This is a genomic window from Campylobacter concisus, from assembly GCF_002165785.1.
Lineage (GTDB): Bacteria > Campylobacterota > Campylobacteria > Campylobacterales > Campylobacteraceae > Campylobacter_A > Campylobacter_A concisus_W.
On record NZ_NDYO01000004.1, the window covers coordinates 67735 to 87220 of the forward strand.

Below are 19486 nucleotides of genomic sequence, written 5' to 3' on the forward strand. Positions count from 1 at the left end.
TATGTTTTATTTTTTACTCGGTATTTATTTTTTTTACGTCGCCGCAAAGGCGATTTTGGCGATTTTGCAGATAAATTTTATACGCGCAGAGGCTAAAAAGCCCGCCGTCGTGTTAGAGCAGAATGAATACGAAACCGCCGCCGCCGCAGCGATAAGCAATCAAAAATTTGAGATAGCGAGCCTATCTTATCACGCCGCGATATTTATGATGTGGGCGTGCTGGGGACTTGGCGCGATATCGGGGCATGCTTATAAAACGGGAGATATAGGCGATAACGTTTTTATGGTTATGGCATTTTTGCTCGTTTCGTCGCTGCTGGAGCTACCGCTAAATATCTACGAAACCTTCGTCAAAGATAAAAAGCTCGGCTTTTCAAACGTTACGCCTAAAATTTTTGCGCTTGATCTGCTTAAAACGCTCGCGCTAACGCTGGTTTTCGGTACGCTATTTGTGTGGCTGGTTCTGCTTTGCATTAGATTTTTGGGCGATTTTTGGTGGTTTTGGGCGTTTTTGCTAAGCTTCGCGGTCGCGCTTATTATAAATCTCATCTACCCGACGCTCATCGCGCCCATCTTTAACAAAATGCAGCCGCTAGAAGATGGCGAGTTAAAAAGTCGTATAGAAGGGCTTTTAGCGCGGTGCGGGTTTAAAAGTAGCGGCGTTTTTACGATAGACGCCAGCAAGCGCGACAACCGCTTAAACGCCTATTTCGGAGGTCTTGGCGCGACTAAACGCGTGGTGCTTTTCGACACGCTCGTAAAAAAACTAAGCCTAGAGGAGATAATCGCCGTTTTGGGGCATGAACTGGGGCACTTTAAGCACAAAGATATCCTAAAAATGATAGCTCTAAGCGCGGTTATGCTTTTTGCGATGTTTTTGATATTCGGCAATATCCCAGACGTGGCGTATCAAGCGCTTGGGCTTCATAGCGGAGGCGGCGGAGTGATCGTGTTTTTGCTGCTTTTTTCGCCGATTTTCGGGTTTTTATTTTCGCCCGTTAGCTCGTATTTTAGCCGCGCGAACGAATTTGGCGCCGATAAATTTGCAGGCGACGTCTCAAACAAAGCCGATATGATAAGCGCGCTAAAAAAGCTAGGCAGCGAAAACAAGGCCTTCCCGAAGGCCCATCCGATCTACGCGTTCGTCTATCACTCGCACCCAAGCCTCTTTGAGCGTATAAACGAGCTGGAAAATGAAAATTGAAGAGGCTCTTAAAGAGGCTAGTTTAAGACTAAGCCCACTTTGTCAAAATCCAAGCAGAGTTGCTAAAATTTTGCTTATGAACTATCTTGATGTAAGCATTGAATGGATATTTTTAAATCAAAAAAAAGAATTTGATGAGAGTGGCTATTTTGCTCTAGTTAAAAGGTATGAAAACTACGAGCCTCTTGAATATATAACTGGTAAAGCTAGCTTTTATGGGCTTGATTTTTACGTGGAAAGTGGAGTACTTATCCCAAGACCTGAAACAGAAATTTTAGTGGATAAAGTAATAGAAATTTCACGCGAATATAATGAACCAAAGATCGCAGAAATAGGCACAGGAAGTGGAATTATTAGTATCATGCTAGCTCTAAAAACAAAGGCAAATATTGTAGCGACAGACATCAACGAAAAAGCTTTGATGCTTGCTAAAAAAAATGCAGATAAATTTGATGTAGGTGGGAGGATCAAATTTTTAAACTGCTCTTATGTGGATGAAATTTTAGAAGATATTGATATTTTGGTTTCAAATCCACCATATATTGCAAGAAGCTATAAACTCAGTAAATTTGTACTAAACGAGCCAGAAAGTGCGCTCTTTGGAGGCGAAGTAGGAGATGAAATCTTAAAAGACATTATTCTTATAGCAAAAGATCGTAATATCAAAAACGTTGCTTGTGAGATGGGGTATGATCAAAAAGCAAGTATGCAAAAATTCTTAGAGGCCAATGGTTTTGAGTATAGTTTTTACAAAGATTTGGCTGGCTTTGATAGAGGCTTTTGTGCGAAGTTAAAAATATAAAGGAGAGAGTTTGAGAGGAGTTTATTTTTTGCTTTTGGCAGTACTTATAGGAGCTGAGTTAACGCTTGGTATTTTAGTGGCGCCAGTCATATTTTTCCCGCAAAACATCATAGGAGACGGCATACTTACGCATTTTATGAGCGGTCAAATGATGACAAAGATATTTTTGAAATTTAATTATATTTTGCTTTTTATAAGCATAGTTATAATGATTAGCGAGCTATTTGATCTTAGAAAAAAGCTTATTTTTTCACTAAAATTTAGCATGTTAATGCTTGCTTTTTTAAATTTGGCTTTAGCTTTTAGCTTTGTATTTTTCTTTACGCCTTTTATAGTTTACGCTCAAAATTTGGGTGTTGACGCGACACAGACGGCTGAATTTGCCAAAATGCATAGTGCGAGTGAATATGTGATGAAAATCATGCTTGTTTTACAAATCATTTTATTTTTTGTGAAATTTAAGATTAGCCAAAATGAACGCAAAGCCTGATATTCAAGTCTTAACAAATTTTCTAGCCGAATACACGAGTGCGATGGTGAGTGCTGGCACCTACACAGCGCGTGTAGAAAAGTGCGTAGATCGCATAGCTAAACACTACGGCTACGACGTTAGCGTGACGATTTTCGTGAAGTACTTTACCATTAGCGTGATGGACTCGGCCGACAACTCCCTGCGCCGAACCTACGTGAAAAAGATCCCGTTTGGTCATGTGAGCTTTAGCCGCATTTCCGAGCTTTCGTCGCTTAGCTGGCGGATTTTGGATGAAAATTTGAGCCTGGGCGAGGCCAAAGAGCAGTTTGAGGGCGTCATGCGCATAGGCGCGAACAAATTTGCTAGCTCGCTTATTTTAATAAGCCTTGCAAATGCGGCGTTTTGCAGGCTTTTTGGCGGAGATGCTGGCTCGGTGGCTTGCGTGTTTTTTGCGACTCTGGTCGGCTATAGCCTTAGATTTGCGCTTGCTAAAATGGGCGTAAATTTAAAAATCCAGTACGTCCTAGTTTCGTTCGTGGTCTCTTTTATCGCTTATCTTGGCGTATTTTACGGCTTTACGCACACTAGCGACGTGGCGATCGGCTCGTCGATACTATTTTTGATGCCGGGCGTTTTTCTCATAAACTCGGTCTTTGATATCATAAACGACAACACGCTTGTAGGTATCAGTAGAGCCGTGAGCACGGGCATCCTGATACTTTGCATAGCAGTGGGCGTCTATATTACGCTCTCGCTTAGCAATTCGGAGATTTTACATGTTTGAGCTTTTTACCGCGACTCTCATAGACGGCGCTTTTGCCGCGGTGGCGGGGCTTGGCTTTGCCTACGCTAGCTCGCCGCCCGAAAGGACTCTCGCATTTTGCGCGCTACTTGCGGCATTTGCGCACGCTAGCCGCTTTTGGATCATGCAGATGGGATTTTTTAACATCAGCATCGCTACGCTCATCGTCTCTTTTTTAAGCGGAATTTTAGGTATGCTCTTTGCCAAACGGCTCAAAGTGCCCGCCGAGATCATCGCATTTCCCGCGCTTTTGCCGATGGTGCCCGGAGTTTACGCGTACAAGGGCATCTTGGCGCTGTTTTCGTTTCTAAACGAGACTGATATCGCTAAGAAAAACGAATACCTAATCATATTTTTCGACAACGCGATCACGACTACGACCGTCTCGCTAGCCCTTGGCGTCGGCGTTTCGGTGGTGCTTATTTTATTTTACGATCAGTCCTTGATGATTACCCGCGGTGCCAAGTGCGATCTGGCGACGAGAAAGACGCGCGAGTAATTTTAACTTTCGGCATAGAAATTTTGTATGGCTTTTTGATAGTTTTTATTATTTTTACTAGATATTTTTTAATTTTTGCCGATATAGCTTAAAACTAAATTTTAAAAAGGATTTATGATGTTAAGCGGTATCGGCGGATTTTCGAGCGTCGCTAAAAATTTTCAGCTAAACGAAAAACATAGCATAAAGAGTCAAATCATATATAAAAATGAAATCTCGCAGCTGGATACGGTCGAGCACAAATTTAACGAAGTTTTAGGCTATAAAGTCGATGAGGATGGATATTTTACGTCCGAATTTAACGAAGCCGCAGGTATCCCAAAGGACTACAAAATCCACTCAGATACCTTAAAATCGCTCGTGAACGTAAATACTAATTCGGGAATTTTAAAAGCTGATTTTAAAAACATAGATATAGCCAAAACAGTCGGCAATGCATATAAAATTTTATCCCAAGTAGTCGGCGAGGACGTTTTAAATTCCAAAGAAAGTTTTAACAAAGAAGACCTTGCCAAATTTCCTCAAGGATACGAATACGACAATAAAACGCTCAAGGTATTAAAGCTTCATAGCAAAATATCAGACTATATGGGAGCCGATAGTAGCTTTCAAAGAAATGAACGAACTAGCATAACGACTACTTTTTATAATAGCTCCACGATCGGTTACTACTCAGAGCATAAGAACTTAAAACCATCTACCGATATATTAAACAGCAACAGCGGCGGCAAAGAGGATATAAGCAGCGGGATGTATTTTGATACTACAAAAGACAAATATACGGGTAAAGACGGCAATATAACCAAAGGCGGGCTTTTGGTCGGTATTTTAAACAAAAATAGTCACGCCATAGAAGGTGAAACCACCTATCACGGCAAGATTAACGGTCTGGATAAAAACATATCCTCACAAGAGTACCAAGCAAAAATTAAAGCCTTTACCGACTTGCACGGGCATAAATACGATAAATACTCGCAATCTTTAGTAGATTCATTGCCTCAAGATTTAAAAGATTTCGTAGATTTTGCGAGGAGTTTAAAATTTGTCGGCGAGATACACGTCAGTGACGACGGCAAAGCATCAAAAAGCCTCTTTGAAATAATGCAAGAGGATATGAAAGAGGCGCAAAAACGCCTAGAAAAGCTAATAGAGCAAGAAAAGCGAACACAAAAGATGCTGGATAAAAACAGAAAATACGACAAAGAGCTAGAGCAAAATACTAGAAAAAATTTAGAAGAACTTCGGACGATGATGAAATTTAACGCTAAGGGCGTGGATATAAAGGCTTAAAAGGATTAATATGATAAGCGGCGTAAACGGATTTAACGCAAACGTAAATTATGATTTTAATAGCGCTCACGAGCGAAATTTAAAGACGCATGAGGAAAAAGAGGCAGACATAATGGGGCTTTTAAGAAAACTAGGTAAAATGGGGGCTTAATCTAAAAGCCTAAGGAGTGGCTGTGAAAATACGAATCTACTATGAAGATACCGATGCTGGTGGCATAGTCTATCATACAAACTACATTAAATTTTGCGAGCGAGCTAGAAGCGAAGCATTTTTTAAGGTTGGGCTAAATTTTACAAAAGAGAGCGGATACTTTGTAGTTTCGTCGCTGGAGGCTAAATTTATAGCTTCTGCCGTGCTTGGCGATGAAGTATTTGTTAGAACTAAAATTTTAGAGCTTAAAAAAGCTAGCCTTGTTTTGGAACAAGAAATTTATAAATTTGATGATAAAAATGTCGAAAAGATACTTTTTAGAGCGACGATTACGTTAGCCTTTATGAAAGAAGAGAGACTTGCAAGGATAAATGACGAGGTAAAGAAATTTTTGGAGAATTCTAAATTTTAAATCGTGGCTAAATTAAAAATTTAACTTTAGCCACTTTTTGCTTTTACATCGAGCTATTTTGATCGAGCAAAATTTCTTGATTTGCTTCGTCAAAGTGGTCGCCTTTTGCGTTATAAATTTTAACTCCATATAAGACTTGAGAGTTTTCAACTCTTTCGGTAAAAATTCTATCAGCACTTTTATCTATAAAATTTGTATATATATACTCGGCACCAAAAGCACTTGAATAGCCGATTTGTGAATATCTAAAATCTACATCAAAAAGATCACCAAGCCCCAAAAATAAGTCGTTAACAGGATTTAGTGAGTTTGCAATGAAAAGATTTTGTCTATCTCTTTGTGCGATGGCATTAAAGATATTTGGTAAAAAATTTATCTGTGTGCTTAAAAGTGCGTATGGCTTTATCTCAAAGCCCCTCATCTGCGTTGCTACAAGAGAAGCTTTGACGATTGGGATGTTTAAAAATATACTTGCATTATCAAATTTGGATTTTTTGCTTAAAGTATCGTTTAAATTTATATCTTTGCCTACGATAGAGGCTTCATGATAATCGCTACTTTGCATGCGGACATATTCATTTAGCTTTTGTCCTAATGAGCTACCATCGTCAAATGCAACTATTTTTTCGTTCGAGTAAGCTAGCAAAGCTGAAATTTGGTCTTTATAATCAATGCCACCAAAGATCAAATTTGGTTTTGGATTTATGATAAAAGAGCTATGAACGCTTGGAATGTAGATAAGCTCATTTGATAGGACTAGCGAATTTATAATGTTTGCACCATTTGATGTAAGGGCTGCGATAAAATAATTAAAGCCTTGGACTCTAGCCGTTTGCATAGCATTTGTAAGACTTTGTGGGCTTTCATCGTTGCTATTTATAAATTTGATTTCAATATCTGCGTCTTGCTTTAAGACATAGCTTAAGACTGCATTTGATACAACATTTGCATAAGATTTTATAATCTTTTGTGGGATGATTACAGCGATTTTGCCGTTTTTATTAACTTTTAAAATAGCTTCACCGCCAAGAGAGATATAAAGCTCCAAAAGAGCGTTATCGTCTATTTTTGCTGGTTCAAATCTCGCCATAAAGCTAGCTAGTAAATCAGCCTTGATAAGCTCATTTAAGCAGGCATTATCACAAAATTCTGGTTCTAAATTTATATAAGTAATCTTTGCTGGAGGTATGCTTGATAGACTTTGGTTTTTTGTAATATTACTCTCAAAATTTATCTCATCTTGTGATGCAAAAATAGTCGAAAAAATGGCTAAAAAAAGTAAAATTTTTCTCATATCACTCCTTTGATCTTTCTTAAATCATCTATAAAAATATTTTCAAAACTAGGATTTTTGCTGATCCACTCTGGCGAAAACGTTGGCAAAATAAGGCTATTTTCATTTTTTAAAATACTACCTCTTATGCTTGCAAATCCGCCTTTTAATAATAAATTTGGATATAAATGCATAAAAGCTTTCTCTCCTAAAGTCACGATTATCTTTGGCTTTATCAGCCTAATCTCTTCAAGCAAATAAGGACGACAAAGCTCGATAGAGCGGCTTAAAATCGGACTTTTATCATCATTTTGTGAAATTTCACACCGAAGTAGAGAACTTATATAAATTTCTTTTATATCTAAATTCAAACTATTTTTTATGGCATTTTCTAAAAATTTTTTACTGTTATTTTCATAAGAATCATTTTTTTTAGAAAATAATATAAACATGATTTTGCTATTTTCATTGCCGATACCGGCTGTTACGCCTTTTGAGCTGTTTCGTAAAGAACAAAGAGAACATTTTTTTATCTCACGGTTTAGCTCATCAATATTGTTGTAATCATGATAATTGCTTAGACTAAGAAAATTCTTATCAATAAACTTATAGCCAATTAGTTTTAAGAAAAATAATTTTTTTAAAAGCCTATTGTCTTTATTAAAATTCATTTTTGGATTATAACTTGATTTGCTTAAAGTTTGAGTTGTGGCTTTTTAAGCTAAGTTATTCAAAGGAATTTAAGTATTGCTTTGATAAAATCCCACTTTTTATATTAACTTTAAGGATAGAAATGAAAAGGACTTATCAACCTCATAAAACCCCTAAAAAACGCACTCACGGCTTTCGCTTAAGAATGAAAACTAAAAATGGCCGAAAAGTAATAAACGCTAGACGTGCCAAAGGTAGAAAAAGATTGGCTGCTTAGCTGGTTTTGAGTCGTTAAGCGGCTCAAAAGAATTCTCTCAAGTTTATAAAGAGGCTAGCAAGTGGCACTGTGATGCTTGCATTGTTTTTTATAAACCAACAAATGAAAAAAAAATAGCAGTAGTTGCTAGTAAAAAAGTAGGAAAAGCGGTAGTTAGAAATAGAGCTAAAAGACTTTTGAGAGCCGCTTTTTTTAACATTTCTAGTGAATTAAAAGATGGCACATATATTATTATTGCAAAAAATGGAATTACAGAGATTTTATTTGAAAAAATTTGTAAAAATTTAAGTTGGTCTACAAAAAAAATGGGATGTTTAAAATGAAAAAAATTGCGATTAAAGCTATCGCTTTTTATCAAAAATATATTTCCATACTTCTACCAAAAAGCTGTCGCTATTATCCGACTTGCTCACAATACGCGATTTGGGAATTTCAAACAAATAGTTTTTTTTCTGCTTTTTTTGCAACATTTATGCGAATTTTAAGATGCAATCAACTTTTCAAAGGCGGTATCAACTACCCAATCATCTACAAAAAATTTAACCTATGTTTTATATCTCAAAAAAGTGATACCAGAAATGTAAATTTTTGGTTTGTCCCTTGTCAGAATAGTAAATTTTATGTCGTAAAAGTATTAGATAAATTAAAGGAAAAAAATTAAAATGGAACAGATATCTATGCAAAAAAGGTTGCTTCTTGCAGCACTTTTATCTATTGTTTTTTTTATAGTGTATGATTTTTTTATGCCAAAGAGGGTGATACCTGAGCAAAACCAAACTACAATGTCTCAAACAATAGATCAAAATAAAGCTCCAAATACAAATCAAAATACACCAAAATCAAATGAAAATTTGGCTTCAAATGAGATAATCGCTACTATCAAAGGTCAAAGCTACGAAGCAAAAATAGATAAGCTAGGAAGAATTTCAAAATTCTATCTAACTGAAGAGAAATATAAAACAGAAGATGGCTCTAAAATTGAGCTTGTTTCGCAAAATCCATTGCCACTTGAGCTTAGATTTAATGATAGCACGCTAAATGCTGATGCTTTTAAGGTTGCATATAGCAGTGACGCTAGCGAGATAGATGCCAGCAGGGAGCCTAGAACCATAAAACTTATTCAAAATTTAGATGGCGTTACGATTACAAAAAATATCAAATTTTACCCAAATGGTAGATATGAAGTTGAAGTAAATTTAAGTAAAAATGTTGATTATTTCATCACTCCTGGCTTTAGACCAAATATCGCGATAGATAGCTATACAGTTCATGGCGTTATGCTTAGAAACACGGATGATAGCCTAAACATCATAGAAGATGGTGATGCAAAAGAGGTTAAAAACTATACAAATACCACAATAGCGGCCGCATCTGATAGATATTACACAACGCTATTTTACTCATTTGAAAAGCCATTTGAAGTAGCCGTAGACAAAGATTCTAACAACAATCCTATTCTTTTTGTCAAGGCAAATGATAATTTAAAATTAGGTGCATATATCGGACCAAAAGAGCATAAAATTTTAAGCTCAATGGACGAGAGACTAAACGACGTTATTGAGTATGGTTGGTTTACATTTATAGCAAAACCGATGTTTGCATTTTTAAATTTCTTGCATAACTACATTGGCAACTGGGGCTGGGCTATAGTTGTGCTAACACTTGTTATAAGGATAGTTTTATTCCCACTTACATACAAGGGTATGCTATCTATGAATAAGCTTAAAGAGCTTGCTCCAAAGGTAAAAGAGCTTCAGGCAAAATATAAAGACGACAAGCAAAAAATGCAAGTTCATATGATGGAGCTTTATAAAAAACATGGTGCAAATCCAATGGGTGGCTGCTTGCCGATCTTGCTTCAAATTCCAGTATTTTTTGCGATCTACCGCGTCTTACTAAATGCGATCGAGCTAAAAGGCGCACCTTGGATACTTTGGATACATGATCTTTCGGTAATGGATCCATATTTTGTATTACCTATTTTGATGGGTCTAACTATGTTTTTACAGCAAAAACTTACACCAACGACATTTACTGATCCTATGCAAGAAAAGGTGATGAAATTTTTACCTCTTATATTTACATTTTTCTTCGTGACATTCCCAGCCGGTCTTACACTTTACTGGTTTGTAAATAACGTTTGCTCAGTTGTTCAGCAGGTATTTGTAAACAAACTTTTTGAAAAACATAAAAAAGCTACGGAGGTAAAGGCTTAATGAAAATAGAAGCAAATACCCTTCAAGAGGCATTTCAAAAAGCAGCTGAGCAGCTTAACTGCTCAGTAACTCAGCTTGATATAAAAGTTTTACAGCATCCAAGCAGTGGCTTTTTTGGATTTTTTAAAAGAAGTGCAATTATTGAAGCAAATTTAGAAAATCAGCCAAAACCACAACATAAACCAAAAAATGATAAAAATTTTGTTAAAAAAAATGATGAGAACGAGGCTATAAAAGAAGATAAAAAGCAAGCTAAAAAGCACGATCATAGTGATAAAAAGCGAGGCTCTAAAAAACATAGAGATGAAAAAAGCGAAACTAAATTTGAGCAAAAAGAACATAAAAATGAAAAGTCAAATTTGAGTGAAAAAAATGAAGCTCTAGCTAAAGATGCATTTGCTCAAAAGAGTGAAGAAGAGGCTGAGCCAGGATATGTGATAAAGAGACTTGATGAGCCAAAAGAAATAAAGGAGTCACAAGTTGCTAAAAATGTTCCTAAAAATATTTTAGATAATTCTATTATTGAAAATTTTAATCAAACTGATGAAGATAGTGTGGCTCAAGCTTTACAAAAAGAAAAAAAAGAAAAAGCAATAATCAACTTCGATAAAATTTTACCTGAGATCAAAGATGGCGTGAACCGTCTTTTTAAGGCAAGTTGTTTTGATATTAGTAAAATTGAAGTTAGCAAATTTGACGATGAAACGGTGCTTATAGAGCTTGATGGAGCTGATGCGGCTCTACTTATAGGTAAAGAAGGTTATAGGTATAAAGCGATATCTTACATGCTTTATAACTGGCTAAACTCAAAATACAACCTTGCTATCCGCCTTGAAATCGCGCAATTTTTGCAAAATCAAGAAGCGATGATGGATCAATATCTAAATGGCGTGATCGAGCGTGTGCAAAATAGCGGTAGAGCCCAAACTAAGCCACTTGACGGGGTTTTGGTCAAGATCGCGCTTGAGAAGCTTCGCGAGAAATTCCCAGATAAATATGTCGGCATAAAAAGTGGCAATGACGGCAAATTTGTCGTCGTAAATGACTTTTTTAAAAAATGAGTGAAACTATCGCAGCCCTTGCCACAGCTTATGGCATCGGCTCAGTTTCTATCGTAAGGCTTAGCGGCATGGACGCCCTGACCACCTCTTTAAAACTGCTTAAACTTTCAAATTTAGAGCCAAGATACGCAAAACTAGCTAAAATTTACTCCCTTGATGATGAAATTTTAGACGAAGCTATCGTTATATATTTTAAAGGCCCAGCAAGCTTTACGGGCGAGGATATCGTCGAATTTCAAACTCATGGTGGCGTGATGGTTAGTGAGAGAATTTTAAACGAGCTAATAAAGGCTGGCGCAAGGCTTGCTATGCCGGGTGAGTTTAGCAAGCGAGCATTTTTAAATGGCAAGATGGATCTAGCTAAGGCCGAGGCTATGCAAGGGCTCATCACTTCAAAAAGCGAGATCGCTGCTAAAATTTTGACTCGCCAGATGCAAGGCGATCTTAGTAAATTTGTAAGCGAGATCAGAAGCGAAGTGGTCAAAACTCTTGCCTTTGTTGAGACAATGATTGACTATGCTGATGATGATCTGCCTGCAAATTTACTAGAACAAACCAAGCAGATGCTTTTAAAAAATAGCGAGAAGCTAGAGCGCATAGCAACTCTTAGCGAGCAAAGAAGAGGGCTGATTGATGGCTTTAAGATCGCCATCGTTGGTAAGCCAAATGTTGGCAAAAGCTCCATTTTGAACTCATTTTTGGCATACGAGAGGGCGATCGTTAGTGACGAGGCGGGCACGACCAGAGATAGAATAGAAGAAAATTTCAAGATCGGCTCACATCTAGTTCGCATAATAGATACCGCTGGTATCAGAAAAGATGCTGGAAAGATCGAGCAAATCGGCATAAACTACTCAATCTCGGCTATAAACGAGGCTGACATTATCCTGGCTGTCTTTGACGGCTCAAATCCAAGCGATGAGCAAGACAAAGAGATAATCAAGCTCGTTTCTAACTCAAACAAAAAAGCCTTTTTTATCCTAAACAAAAGCGATCTGGCATTTAAATTTGACATAAATTTGGACGGTGCTATCAAAATTTCAGCAAAAACCGATACGAGTGTAGTTTTAAAAGAGCTTGAGGGTTACCTCAAGACGCAAGACACTGATGAGATCATGCTAAGCTCAAATCGCCAAATTTTAAGCTGCAAAGAGGCGAGCGAGGCTTTAAAAAGAGCATTTTTAAGGCTAAGTGAAGAAGAGCTAGAAATTTTTGCCTACGAGCTAAATACTGCAATAAAGGCACTTGCAAGCATCACAAAGCCATTTGAGAGAAGTGAAATTTTAGACGAGATGTTTAGCCATTTTTGTTTAGGGAAATGATACTTTTCTTGGCTAAAATTTGCGCTTTTTAAAGGAGATAAGATGAAAATTTTACTTTTAAATGGTGGTAAAAAATTTGGTCATTCAGATGGCAGGCTAAATCAAACACTTCACGATCTTGCGTGCAAAAAACTAGCAAAAATGGGTCACGAGGTAAAGCAAACCGTGATAGATCATGGCTATGATATCGAGGCTGAAGTTGAGAAATTTCTCTGGATGGACGCAGTAGTTTGGCAGATGCCAGCTTGGTGGATGGGCGAGCCTTGGATAGTGAAAAAATACATCGACGAGGTCTTTACCACAGGCCATAGTAGGCTTTATACGAGTGATGGCAGGCACAGGGTCGATCCAACTAAAAACTATGGCAAGGGCGGCTTGCTAAATGAGAAGAAATTTATGCTAAGCCTTACTTGGAATGCCCCAGCTGAGGCATTTAGCGATCCAAATGAGTTTTTTGATGCACGTGGGATCGATGGAGTTTATTATCATTTTAGAAAGGCAAATGAGTTTTTGGGCATGAAGCCACTTCTATATTTTGTCTGCTACGACGTGATAAAGATGCCAGATGTGCCAAGATATCTAAAAGAGTATGAAGCGCATCTTGAAAAAGTTTTTAAAAATACGAAATAGAAATTTAAATATAGAAACAAAACTGCAAATATGAATAAAAGTGGCAACAAAATAGCTACGAGCTAGGTTTGAAAATTTTGCCACTTTTTATTACCATGCTAGCAAAAATAAAACACTGGCATAAATTTTAAAATGCTAATATAAAAAGGCCTTATCAAAGTAGGCAAAATTCTCTCAATAATGCTTTATTCTGCTAAATTTCAAAAGGCTTTTTAGTAACTTTTTATAAGCAAGATTGTAAAATAGCTTAAAATTCTTAAAAGGTTACATCAATGGATAAAGCTACCATACAAGCACATAAAATTAGCGACGAAGAGTATGAAGAGATCTTAAAAATTTTAGGCCGTGAGCCAAATTTACTAGAGCTTGGTATATTTTCAGCGATGTGGAGCGAGCACTGCAGTTACAAATCAAGTAAAAAATACCTAAACGGCTTTCCGACAAAAGCACCTTGGGTCATCCAAGGACCTGGCGAAAATGCTGGTGTCATCGACGTTGGAGACGGGATCGCAGCTGTGTTTAAGATGGAGAGTCACAACCACCCAAGCTTTATCGAGCCGTTTCAGGGCGCTGCAACTGGCGTTGGTGGAATTTTAAGAGATGTCTTTACTATGGGCGCAAGAGTCGTTGCGAACATGAATTCACTTCGTTTTGGCGAGATAAGAGGCGAGGGCGAGCTAGCCAAAAAGCATAGATATCTGCTAAAAGGAAGTGTCGCAGGTATCGGACACTACGGCAACTGCATGGGTATCCCAACGATCGGCGGCGAGACTACCTTTGATCCTAGCTTTAATGGCAATATCCTAATCAACGCTTTCGCGCTTGGACTTTGCAAAAGTGATGAAATTTTCTACGGCAAGGCTGAAGGTGTGGGCAATCCAGTTATTTACGTGGGCTCAAAGACTGGCAGGGACGGACTTGGCGGCGCTGTGATGGCGAGCGATAGCTTTAACGACGAAAATAAATCACTTCGCCCAACGGTGCAAGTGGGCGATCCATTTGCCGAGAAACTGCTCATGGAGGCGTGCTTGGAGCTCTTTAAAAAAGACTACATCATCGGCATCCAAGATATGGGCGCAGCAGGACTTACAAGCTCTAGCTTTGAGATGGCTGGCAGAAGTGGCAGCGGTATGAAGATGTATCTAGACCGCGTACCGATGCGCGAAGTTGGTATGACGCCTTATGAGCTAATGCTAAGCGAGTCTCAAGAGCGTATGCTAATATGCGCCAAAAAAGGTTACGAGCAAAAGGTACTTGAAATTTTTAGAAAGTGGGACCTTGACGCTGAGATCATCGGCGAGGTCACAAGTAGCGGCGTGATGCAGCTTTACTGGCATGGTGAGCTTGCAGGCGAAATCCCTATCGGCCCACTTAGCGAGGCAGCTCCTGTGCTTGACCGCCCAGTTGCACGTCCAAAATACCTTGATGAGATAGCAAATTTAAAAATTCCAAATAATGTTGATAATAAAAGCGCATTTTTCAAGCTTTTAAAAGAGCCAGAGGTGCTAAATAAAAGCTTCATCTACGACCAATACGACGCAAATATTCAGACAAATACGATAAAACAGCCTGGTTGCTTGGGCGCTGCAAGTATCAGAGTAAAAGGCACTAAAAAGGCCGTCTCTATGGCTGCTCAGTGCGATCCTAGAGCAAATTTCGTTGATCCAAAAATCGGCGCTGCAAGAGCTGTCGCTGCAGCTGGCAGAAAGGTCGCGATGAGCGGCGCTGTGCCACTTGCGATCACCGACTGCCTAAACTACGGCAATCCGCAAAATCCAGAGGTGATGTGGCAGTTTAAAGAGGGATGTGAAGGCATAAAAGAGGCTTGCCGTGAGCTAAATACGCCAGTTGTTAGCGGTAACGTGAGCCTTTATAACGACACTGACGGCGTTAGCGTCTATCCAACGCCAGCCATCGTCACGGTTGGTGTAAATGAGGACGCAAATTTAAACCTAAAAAGCACATTTTTAAGCGAGGGTAGGGCGATTTACTTGCTTGGCGAGACAAGCGGAGAATTTGCAGCTTCGCTTTACGCAAAGGCGCTATTTAACGTGGTTGGCGGAAAGCTAAAAGAGGTTGATTATAAAGCTGAGAGAGCTCTTTGGGAGCTAGTGATAGAGGCAAATAAAGAGCAAATTTTAGAGTTTGCAAATAGCGTAGGCGTAGGTGGTCTTGCTATCATGCTGGCAAAAATGGCTAGCATCTCAAACATCGGCGTAAAATGTGAAGTTAAATTTAAAGAGCCAAATTTTATCTTTGATGAAAGCTTTTCAAGAGCGGTAGTGGGTGTAAAAGATGAGGCTAAATTTGAAGCGCTTGCGACTAAATTTGGTGTGAAATTTAAAAAAATCGGCGTTAGCGGAGGCAAGAGATTTAAGCTAAATGATATCGATGAGAGCGTGGATGAGATAAGAGAAATTTATCTTAGTGAATTTGCAAAAATCGTTAGAAAAGAGGATTAAAAAATGGCTTTGAAAAAGAGCAAGGTCGCTGAGGCTGAAAATGAACAAAAGGAAGCAGAACAAGTTGAAAAGCGAGGCGTAGCAAAGCCGCCAGTACTTTTTAGCAAGACACAAAATTTAATAAAATCAATCGAAAAAAGACTAAACGCTACTTTGATAACCTATTATAATTCAAATGCCGGTAGTGTTTGCGGCAACGATGCAAGTGCTATGTATGAAATTTTAAAGGGTAAAAAGATAGATACTGCTTATCTTTTTATAAAAAGTGACGGCGGAAGTGGTATTGCCGCTCTTAGGATCATTACTACGCTTAGAAATTACTGCAAAAATTTAATAGCCTTAATACCTGCAAACTGTGCCTCAGCTGCTACAATGATGGCACTTGGTGCAAATGAGATCGTCATGGGGCCACTTGCCTATCTAACGCCTGTCGATACCTCGCTCAAACACGAGCTTAGTCCGACAAACAAAGGTAATGAGCTTGTAAGTGTTTCTATGGACGAACTTAGTCGTGTGGTAAAGCTTTGGAAAGAACAAGATAAAGATAGGCCAAACGACACAAACCCTTATAACTCACTTTATGAGTATATTCATCCGCTAGTCTTTGGTGCAGTTGACCGTGCTAGCTCGCTATCGCTTAAGATTTGTACCGAGCTTCTTAGGTATCACATAGAGGACGATAAAAAGATCGCAGAAATTTCTGAAAGGCTAAATGGCAACTATCCAGCTCACGAATATCCGATCCTCTTTAGAGAGGCGCACGAGATCGGCCTTCATGTAAAAAAGATGGATGATGATCTAAATGAAATGCTTCAGGAGCTAACGCTACTTTACTCTGAGATGGGACAGCGGGCTTTTACTGACTACGATGAAAATAGCTACCATGATAATAATATCGCAAATATCATCGAAACAAATGGTAAGCAAATTTACTATCAGATAGATAAAGACTGGTTCTACCGCCCTGAAGAGCGTCGCTGGAATGTAATGAACGACGAGAGCTCTTGGCGTAAAAACGAGCTAGTAAATGGCAAAATAAAAAATACTATCTATCACTTGTGGTAATTTATGAATTTTATCTTTTACATTGTTCTTTTTGTCGCTTTTTATTTGCTTTTTTCTGTCTATAAAAGCGGCAATGCCTCACAAGGAAAAAGAGAAAATTTAGCCTTTGGTGAGACTAAATTTCTTGTAGCATTGCTTGCAAAAGTAGCTAAAAGTGATGGCAGAGTCAGTGAGCTTGAAGCAAGGCTTGTTAGCCAAACGCTTGATGATTTGATTGCTATTACAAAAGGCGGTAAAGAGCTAAGAGATGAGCTAAAAAAGGTCTTTAACAAGCAAAAAGAAAATGTAGATAACGCCTACGAAACCGCTAGAAACTACAAGAGTGCTTTTAATCTAAACTACGATATATGCGTCGCTAGGCTCACATTTTTTCTAAATTTAGCCTACATCGATGGAGAATTTAACAAAAGTGAGCAAGATGTTATAAGAAATATCGCTTATGGATTTGGCATTGATAAAGAAACGCTTGATGAGATCATCTTTAAATTTGATAGCTTTTATGGCTCAAGATTTGAGGCAAATCCCGATGAAGCTATCCAAGAAAAAGATGCGTTTGAGGTTTTAGGGCTTAGTAAAAATGCAAGCCTTGATGAGGTAAAGGCTCGCTACAAAGAGCTTGTGAGGCAGTATCATCCTGACATTTTGATGGGCAGAGGCGAGAGCAAAGAGGTGATAGAGCGTTCAACTAAAAAGCTTCAGGAGATAAATGAGGCTTATGGGCGATTAAAAGAGAAATTTGGAGTTTAGATGAAGAAATTTATTATTTTGCTGCTAGCGGTGGCTGGCTTTTGTAATGATTTTAAAGTGGTAAATATCGATGGAAAAGAGATAAAATTTAAGCTTACGCAAAGCGAGCTTTATCGAGATCAAAGGTTGGTCATCAGCAACTACGATGTTAAAGATAGCAATGTGAGTATAATATTTGTCGATAAAGATGGCAACAAGAGCGACATTATGTCAGTTAAAGCAAAAAAATTAAATGAAATTAGTGAGTATATCTTTTCGTATGATCGTGGCATAAAGGTGATGAAATTTAGCTCGGAAAAGCCGATATGCGAGGCGCTTGAAAAAGAGGAACCTGTAAATTTAAGCGTATTAGATGCGAGATATTTTGATGGCAATCAAATTTCAAGCTATGCCTTTAGCGTTGATATTGTTGGTCAAAAGCGTGAAAACTTTGTAGAGAGAAAAGACTATTATATAGATGCAGCTGCAAATGTTATGATTACGCTAGAAGCCTTATCGATAAAGAATATCGCAAAGGATATAAAAATGGGGCAGCTTTTGCTTGTAAAAGGTATGTGTTTAACAAAAAGATAAAAATTTAATAAAGGAGAAAAAATGAGAGCATTGCTTAGCGTTAGCGATAAAGAGGGCATTGTAGAGTTTGCAAAGGGGCTAGAAGAGCTTGGCTGGCAGATACTTTCAACTGGCGGTACATTTAAACTTTTAAAAGAAAATGGTGTCAAAGCAACTGAAGTTAGCGAATTTACGGCGTCGCCTGAGATGTTTGAGGGCAGGGTAAAGACGCTTCATCCAAAGATACATGGTGGCATTTTGCACAAACGCGACGACGCTACGCATGTGGCTCAGGCAAAGAAGTATGGCATCGAGGGCATCGACCTAGTTTGCGTAAATTTATATCCATTTAAAGAGACTACCATCAGGACTGATGACTTTGCTGAGATCATCGAAAATATCGACATTGGTGGCCCAGCCATGGTAAGAAGTGCTGCTAAAAATTTTAAAGACGTGCTTATCGTTACAAGCGTGCTTGATTATGATGAAATTTTAAAGCGCCTAAGAGAAAAAAGTGATGATTTTGAGTTTAGAAGATCACTGATGATAAAGGCATTCGAGCATACAGCGGCATATGATAGCATGATCGCAAACTATATGAATGATAGATTTAATGGCGGTTTTGGCGATGCTAGATTTATCGTGGGAAGCAAGGTTTTTGACACAAGATACGGAGAAAATCCACACCAAAAAGGCGCACTTTATGAGTTTGATTATTTCTTCACAAACAACTTTAGAGCCTTAAAAGGCGAGGCTAGTTTTAATAATATGACCGATATAAATGGCGCATTGATGCTTGCAACTAGCTTTGATGACGCGCCAGCTGTGGCTATCATCAAGCACGCTAATCCTTGCGGCTTTGCGGTAAAAGATACATTGCTTGAGAGCTACGAGGCTGCGCTTAAATGCGATCCGATCTCAGCATATGGCGGCGTGGTAGCAATAAACGGCACACTTGATGAAAAGCTAGCTAAAAAGATAAATGAAATTTACGTTGAAGTAATCATCGCTGCAAACGTAGATGATGCCGCGCTTAAAGTATTTGAGAGTAAAAAACGTATCAAAATTTTCACTCAAGACAATAAATTTTTAGTTCGCTCAAATGATAAATTTGACTTTAAACACGTTGATGGTGGATTTGTATTTCAAGAAAGAGACTATGTAAAAGACGAAGAGCTTGAAAATATGAAGCAAATGAGCAAGAAATTTGCAACTGGTAGTGAGCTAAAAGATGCTCAGATCGCGTGGAAAGTAGCTGCGCTAACGAAGAGCAACTGCGTAGTTTATGTAAAAGATGGCGCAATGGTAGCTATTGGCATGGGTATGACAAGCCGCGTTGATGCTGCTCGTGCAGCCGTAGCAAAGGCAAAAGAACTAAAAATTGATCTAAGCGGTTGCGTGCTTGCAAGTGAGGCGTTCTTCCCATTTAGAGATAGCATTGACATCGCTAGTAAGGTCGGCGTAAAATGTGTCATCGAGCCAGGTGGCAGCATCAGAGATGATGAGGTGATAGAGGCTGCCGATGAGCATGGAATGTCACTATACTTTACTGGCGTTAGACACTTTTTACACTAAAATTTAGGGGCGCTTGCCCCTTT

General features: G+C 38.5%; 22 protein-coding genes. 20 read left to right on the top strand and 2 right to left on the bottom strand.

Features of this window, described 5'->3' with window-relative positions; all coding sequences use genetic code 11:
* The first annotated feature begins 1 nt into the window (after position 1).
* The 8 genes from B9N62_RS02980 to B9N62_RS03010 all read left to right on the top strand — a co-directional run bounded on the left by B9N62_RS02980 (position 2) and on the right by B9N62_RS03010 (position 5632).
* Positions 2-1204 carry a M48 family metallopeptidase gene (locus tag B9N62_RS02980; protein ID WP_087584307.1) on the top strand — a complete coding sequence of 401 codons (1203 nt, stop codon included), beginning with the start codon at positions 2-4 and terminating at the stop codon, positions 1202-1204.
* On the top strand, positions 1194-2006 hold the full coding sequence (prmC, locus tag B9N62_RS02985; protein ID WP_087584308.1) for a peptide chain release factor N(5)-glutamine methyltransferase: 813 nt from the start codon (positions 1194-1196) through the stop codon (positions 2004-2006). The genes B9N62_RS02980 and prmC overlap by 11 nt, the downstream gene beginning before the upstream one ends.
* A gap of 10 nt (positions 2007-2016) precedes the next feature.
* Positions 2017-2496, top strand: a complete 480-nt coding sequence (locus B9N62_RS02990; RefSeq protein WP_087584309.1) for a DUF4149 domain-containing protein — start codon at positions 2017-2019, stop codon at positions 2494-2496.
* Complete coding sequence (locus B9N62_RS02995; RefSeq protein ID WP_087584310.1) at positions 2480-3262, top strand: threonine/serine exporter family protein; 783 nt, start codon at positions 2480-2482, stop codon at positions 3260-3262. Before B9N62_RS02990 ends, B9N62_RS02995 begins: the two co-directional genes overlap by 17 nt.
* Positions 3255-3779, top strand: a complete 525-nt coding sequence (locus B9N62_RS03000; protein ID WP_087584311.1) for a threonine/serine exporter family protein — start codon at positions 3255-3257, stop codon at positions 3777-3779. The genes B9N62_RS02995 and B9N62_RS03000 overlap by 8 nt, the downstream gene beginning before the upstream one ends.
* Positions 3780-3896: 117 nt before the next feature.
* On the top strand, positions 3897-5069 hold the full coding sequence (locus B9N62_RS03005; RefSeq protein WP_087584312.1) for a Cj0814 family flagellar-dependent secreted protein: 1173 nt from the start codon (positions 3897-3899) through the stop codon (positions 5067-5069).
* A 10-nt stretch (positions 5070-5079) separates the two neighbouring features.
* The gene (locus B9N62_RS10465; RefSeq protein WP_180382146.1) at positions 5080-5220 is read left to right on the top strand and encodes a hypothetical protein; all 141 of its coding nucleotides are present in this window, start codon (positions 5080-5082) and stop codon (positions 5218-5220) included.
* Positions 5221-5242: 22 nt separating this feature from the next.
* Positions 5243-5632: a YbgC/FadM family acyl-CoA thioesterase gene (locus B9N62_RS03010; protein ID WP_087584313.1), complete on the top strand. Its 390-nt coding sequence runs from the start codon at positions 5243-5245 to the stop codon at positions 5630-5632.
* A 43-nt stretch (positions 5633-5675) separates the two neighbouring features.
* Here B9N62_RS03010 and B9N62_RS03015 read toward each other — a convergent pair whose 3' ends face one another.
* Both B9N62_RS03015 and B9N62_RS03020 read right to left on the bottom strand, forming a co-directional pair.
* Complete coding sequence (locus B9N62_RS03015) at positions 5676-6926, bottom strand: hypothetical protein (RefSeq protein ID WP_087584314.1); 1251 nt, start codon at positions 6924-6926, stop codon at positions 5676-5678.
* Positions 6923-7576, bottom strand: coding sequence for a uracil-DNA glycosylase (locus tag B9N62_RS03020; protein ID WP_087584315.1), 654 nt, complete (start codon positions 7574-7576; stop codon positions 6923-6925). Before B9N62_RS03020 ends, B9N62_RS03015 begins: the two co-directional genes overlap by 4 nt.
* 122 nt (positions 7577-7698) lie before the next feature.
* On the opposite strand from B9N62_RS03020, the gene rpmH reads away from it, so the two are divergent.
* From rpmH to purH, 12 genes are all read left to right on the top strand, one after another.
* The gene (gene rpmH / locus B9N62_RS03025; RefSeq protein WP_002940373.1) at positions 7699-7833 is read left to right on the top strand and encodes a 50S ribosomal protein L34; all 135 of its coding nucleotides are present in this window, start codon (positions 7699-7701) and stop codon (positions 7831-7833) included.
* A complete protein-coding gene (gene rnpA, locus B9N62_RS03030) occupies positions 7821-8156 on the top strand; it encodes a ribonuclease P protein component (RefSeq protein WP_087584316.1) in 336 nt (111 codons plus the stop codon). The genes rpmH and rnpA overlap by 13 nt, the downstream gene beginning before the upstream one ends.
* Positions 8153-8494, top strand: coding sequence for a membrane protein insertion efficiency factor YidD (gene yidD, locus B9N62_RS03035; protein WP_087584317.1), 342 nt, complete (start codon positions 8153-8155; stop codon positions 8492-8494). The genes rnpA and yidD overlap by 4 nt, the downstream gene beginning before the upstream one ends.
* Before the next feature lies 1 nt (position 8495).
* Positions 8496-10049 (top strand): membrane protein insertase YidC, encoded by a 1554-nt coding sequence (yidC, locus tag B9N62_RS03040; protein WP_087584318.1) that lies wholly within the window; start codon positions 8496-8498, stop codon positions 10047-10049.
* Positions 10049-11110, top strand: a complete 1062-nt coding sequence (locus B9N62_RS03045) for a Jag N-terminal domain-containing protein (RefSeq protein ID WP_087584319.1) — start codon at positions 10049-10051, stop codon at positions 11108-11110. Before yidC ends, B9N62_RS03045 begins: the two co-directional genes overlap by 1 nt.
* Entirely contained in the window at positions 11107-12432 is a 1326-nt protein-coding gene (mnmE, locus tag B9N62_RS03050; protein ID WP_087584320.1) for a tRNA uridine-5-carboxymethylaminomethyl(34) synthesis GTPase MnmE, read from the top strand. The genes B9N62_RS03045 and mnmE overlap by 4 nt, the downstream gene beginning before the upstream one ends.
* Positions 12433-12474: 42 nt before the next feature.
* Positions 12475-13062, top strand: a complete 588-nt coding sequence (locus tag B9N62_RS03055) for an NAD(P)H-dependent oxidoreductase (protein ID WP_087584321.1) — start codon at positions 12475-12477, stop codon at positions 13060-13062.
* Between the two features lie 272 nt (positions 13063-13334).
* Positions 13335-15524 carry a phosphoribosylformylglycinamidine synthase subunit PurL gene (gene purL / locus B9N62_RS03060; protein WP_087584322.1) on the top strand — a complete coding sequence of 730 codons (2190 nt, stop codon included), beginning with the start codon at positions 13335-13337 and terminating at the stop codon, positions 15522-15524.
* A gap of 3 nt (positions 15525-15527) precedes the next feature.
* Positions 15528-16589, top strand: a complete 1062-nt coding sequence (locus B9N62_RS03065) for an SDH family Clp fold serine proteinase (RefSeq protein ID WP_087584323.1) — start codon at positions 15528-15530, stop codon at positions 16587-16589.
* 3 nt (positions 16590-16592) lie between these two features.
* Positions 16593-17336, top strand: a complete 744-nt coding sequence (locus B9N62_RS03070) for a TerB family tellurite resistance protein (RefSeq protein ID WP_087584324.1) — start codon at positions 16593-16595, stop codon at positions 17334-17336.
* Positions 17337-17909 (top strand): hypothetical protein, encoded by a 573-nt coding sequence (locus B9N62_RS03075; RefSeq protein WP_087584325.1) that lies wholly within the window; start codon positions 17337-17339, stop codon positions 17907-17909.
* A gap of 21 nt (positions 17910-17930) precedes the next feature.
* On the top strand, positions 17931-19463 hold the full coding sequence (gene purH, locus B9N62_RS03080) for a bifunctional phosphoribosylaminoimidazolecarboxamide formyltransferase/IMP cyclohydrolase (RefSeq protein WP_087584326.1): 1533 nt from the start codon (positions 17931-17933) through the stop codon (positions 19461-19463).
* Positions 19464-19486: the final 23 nt, after the last annotated feature.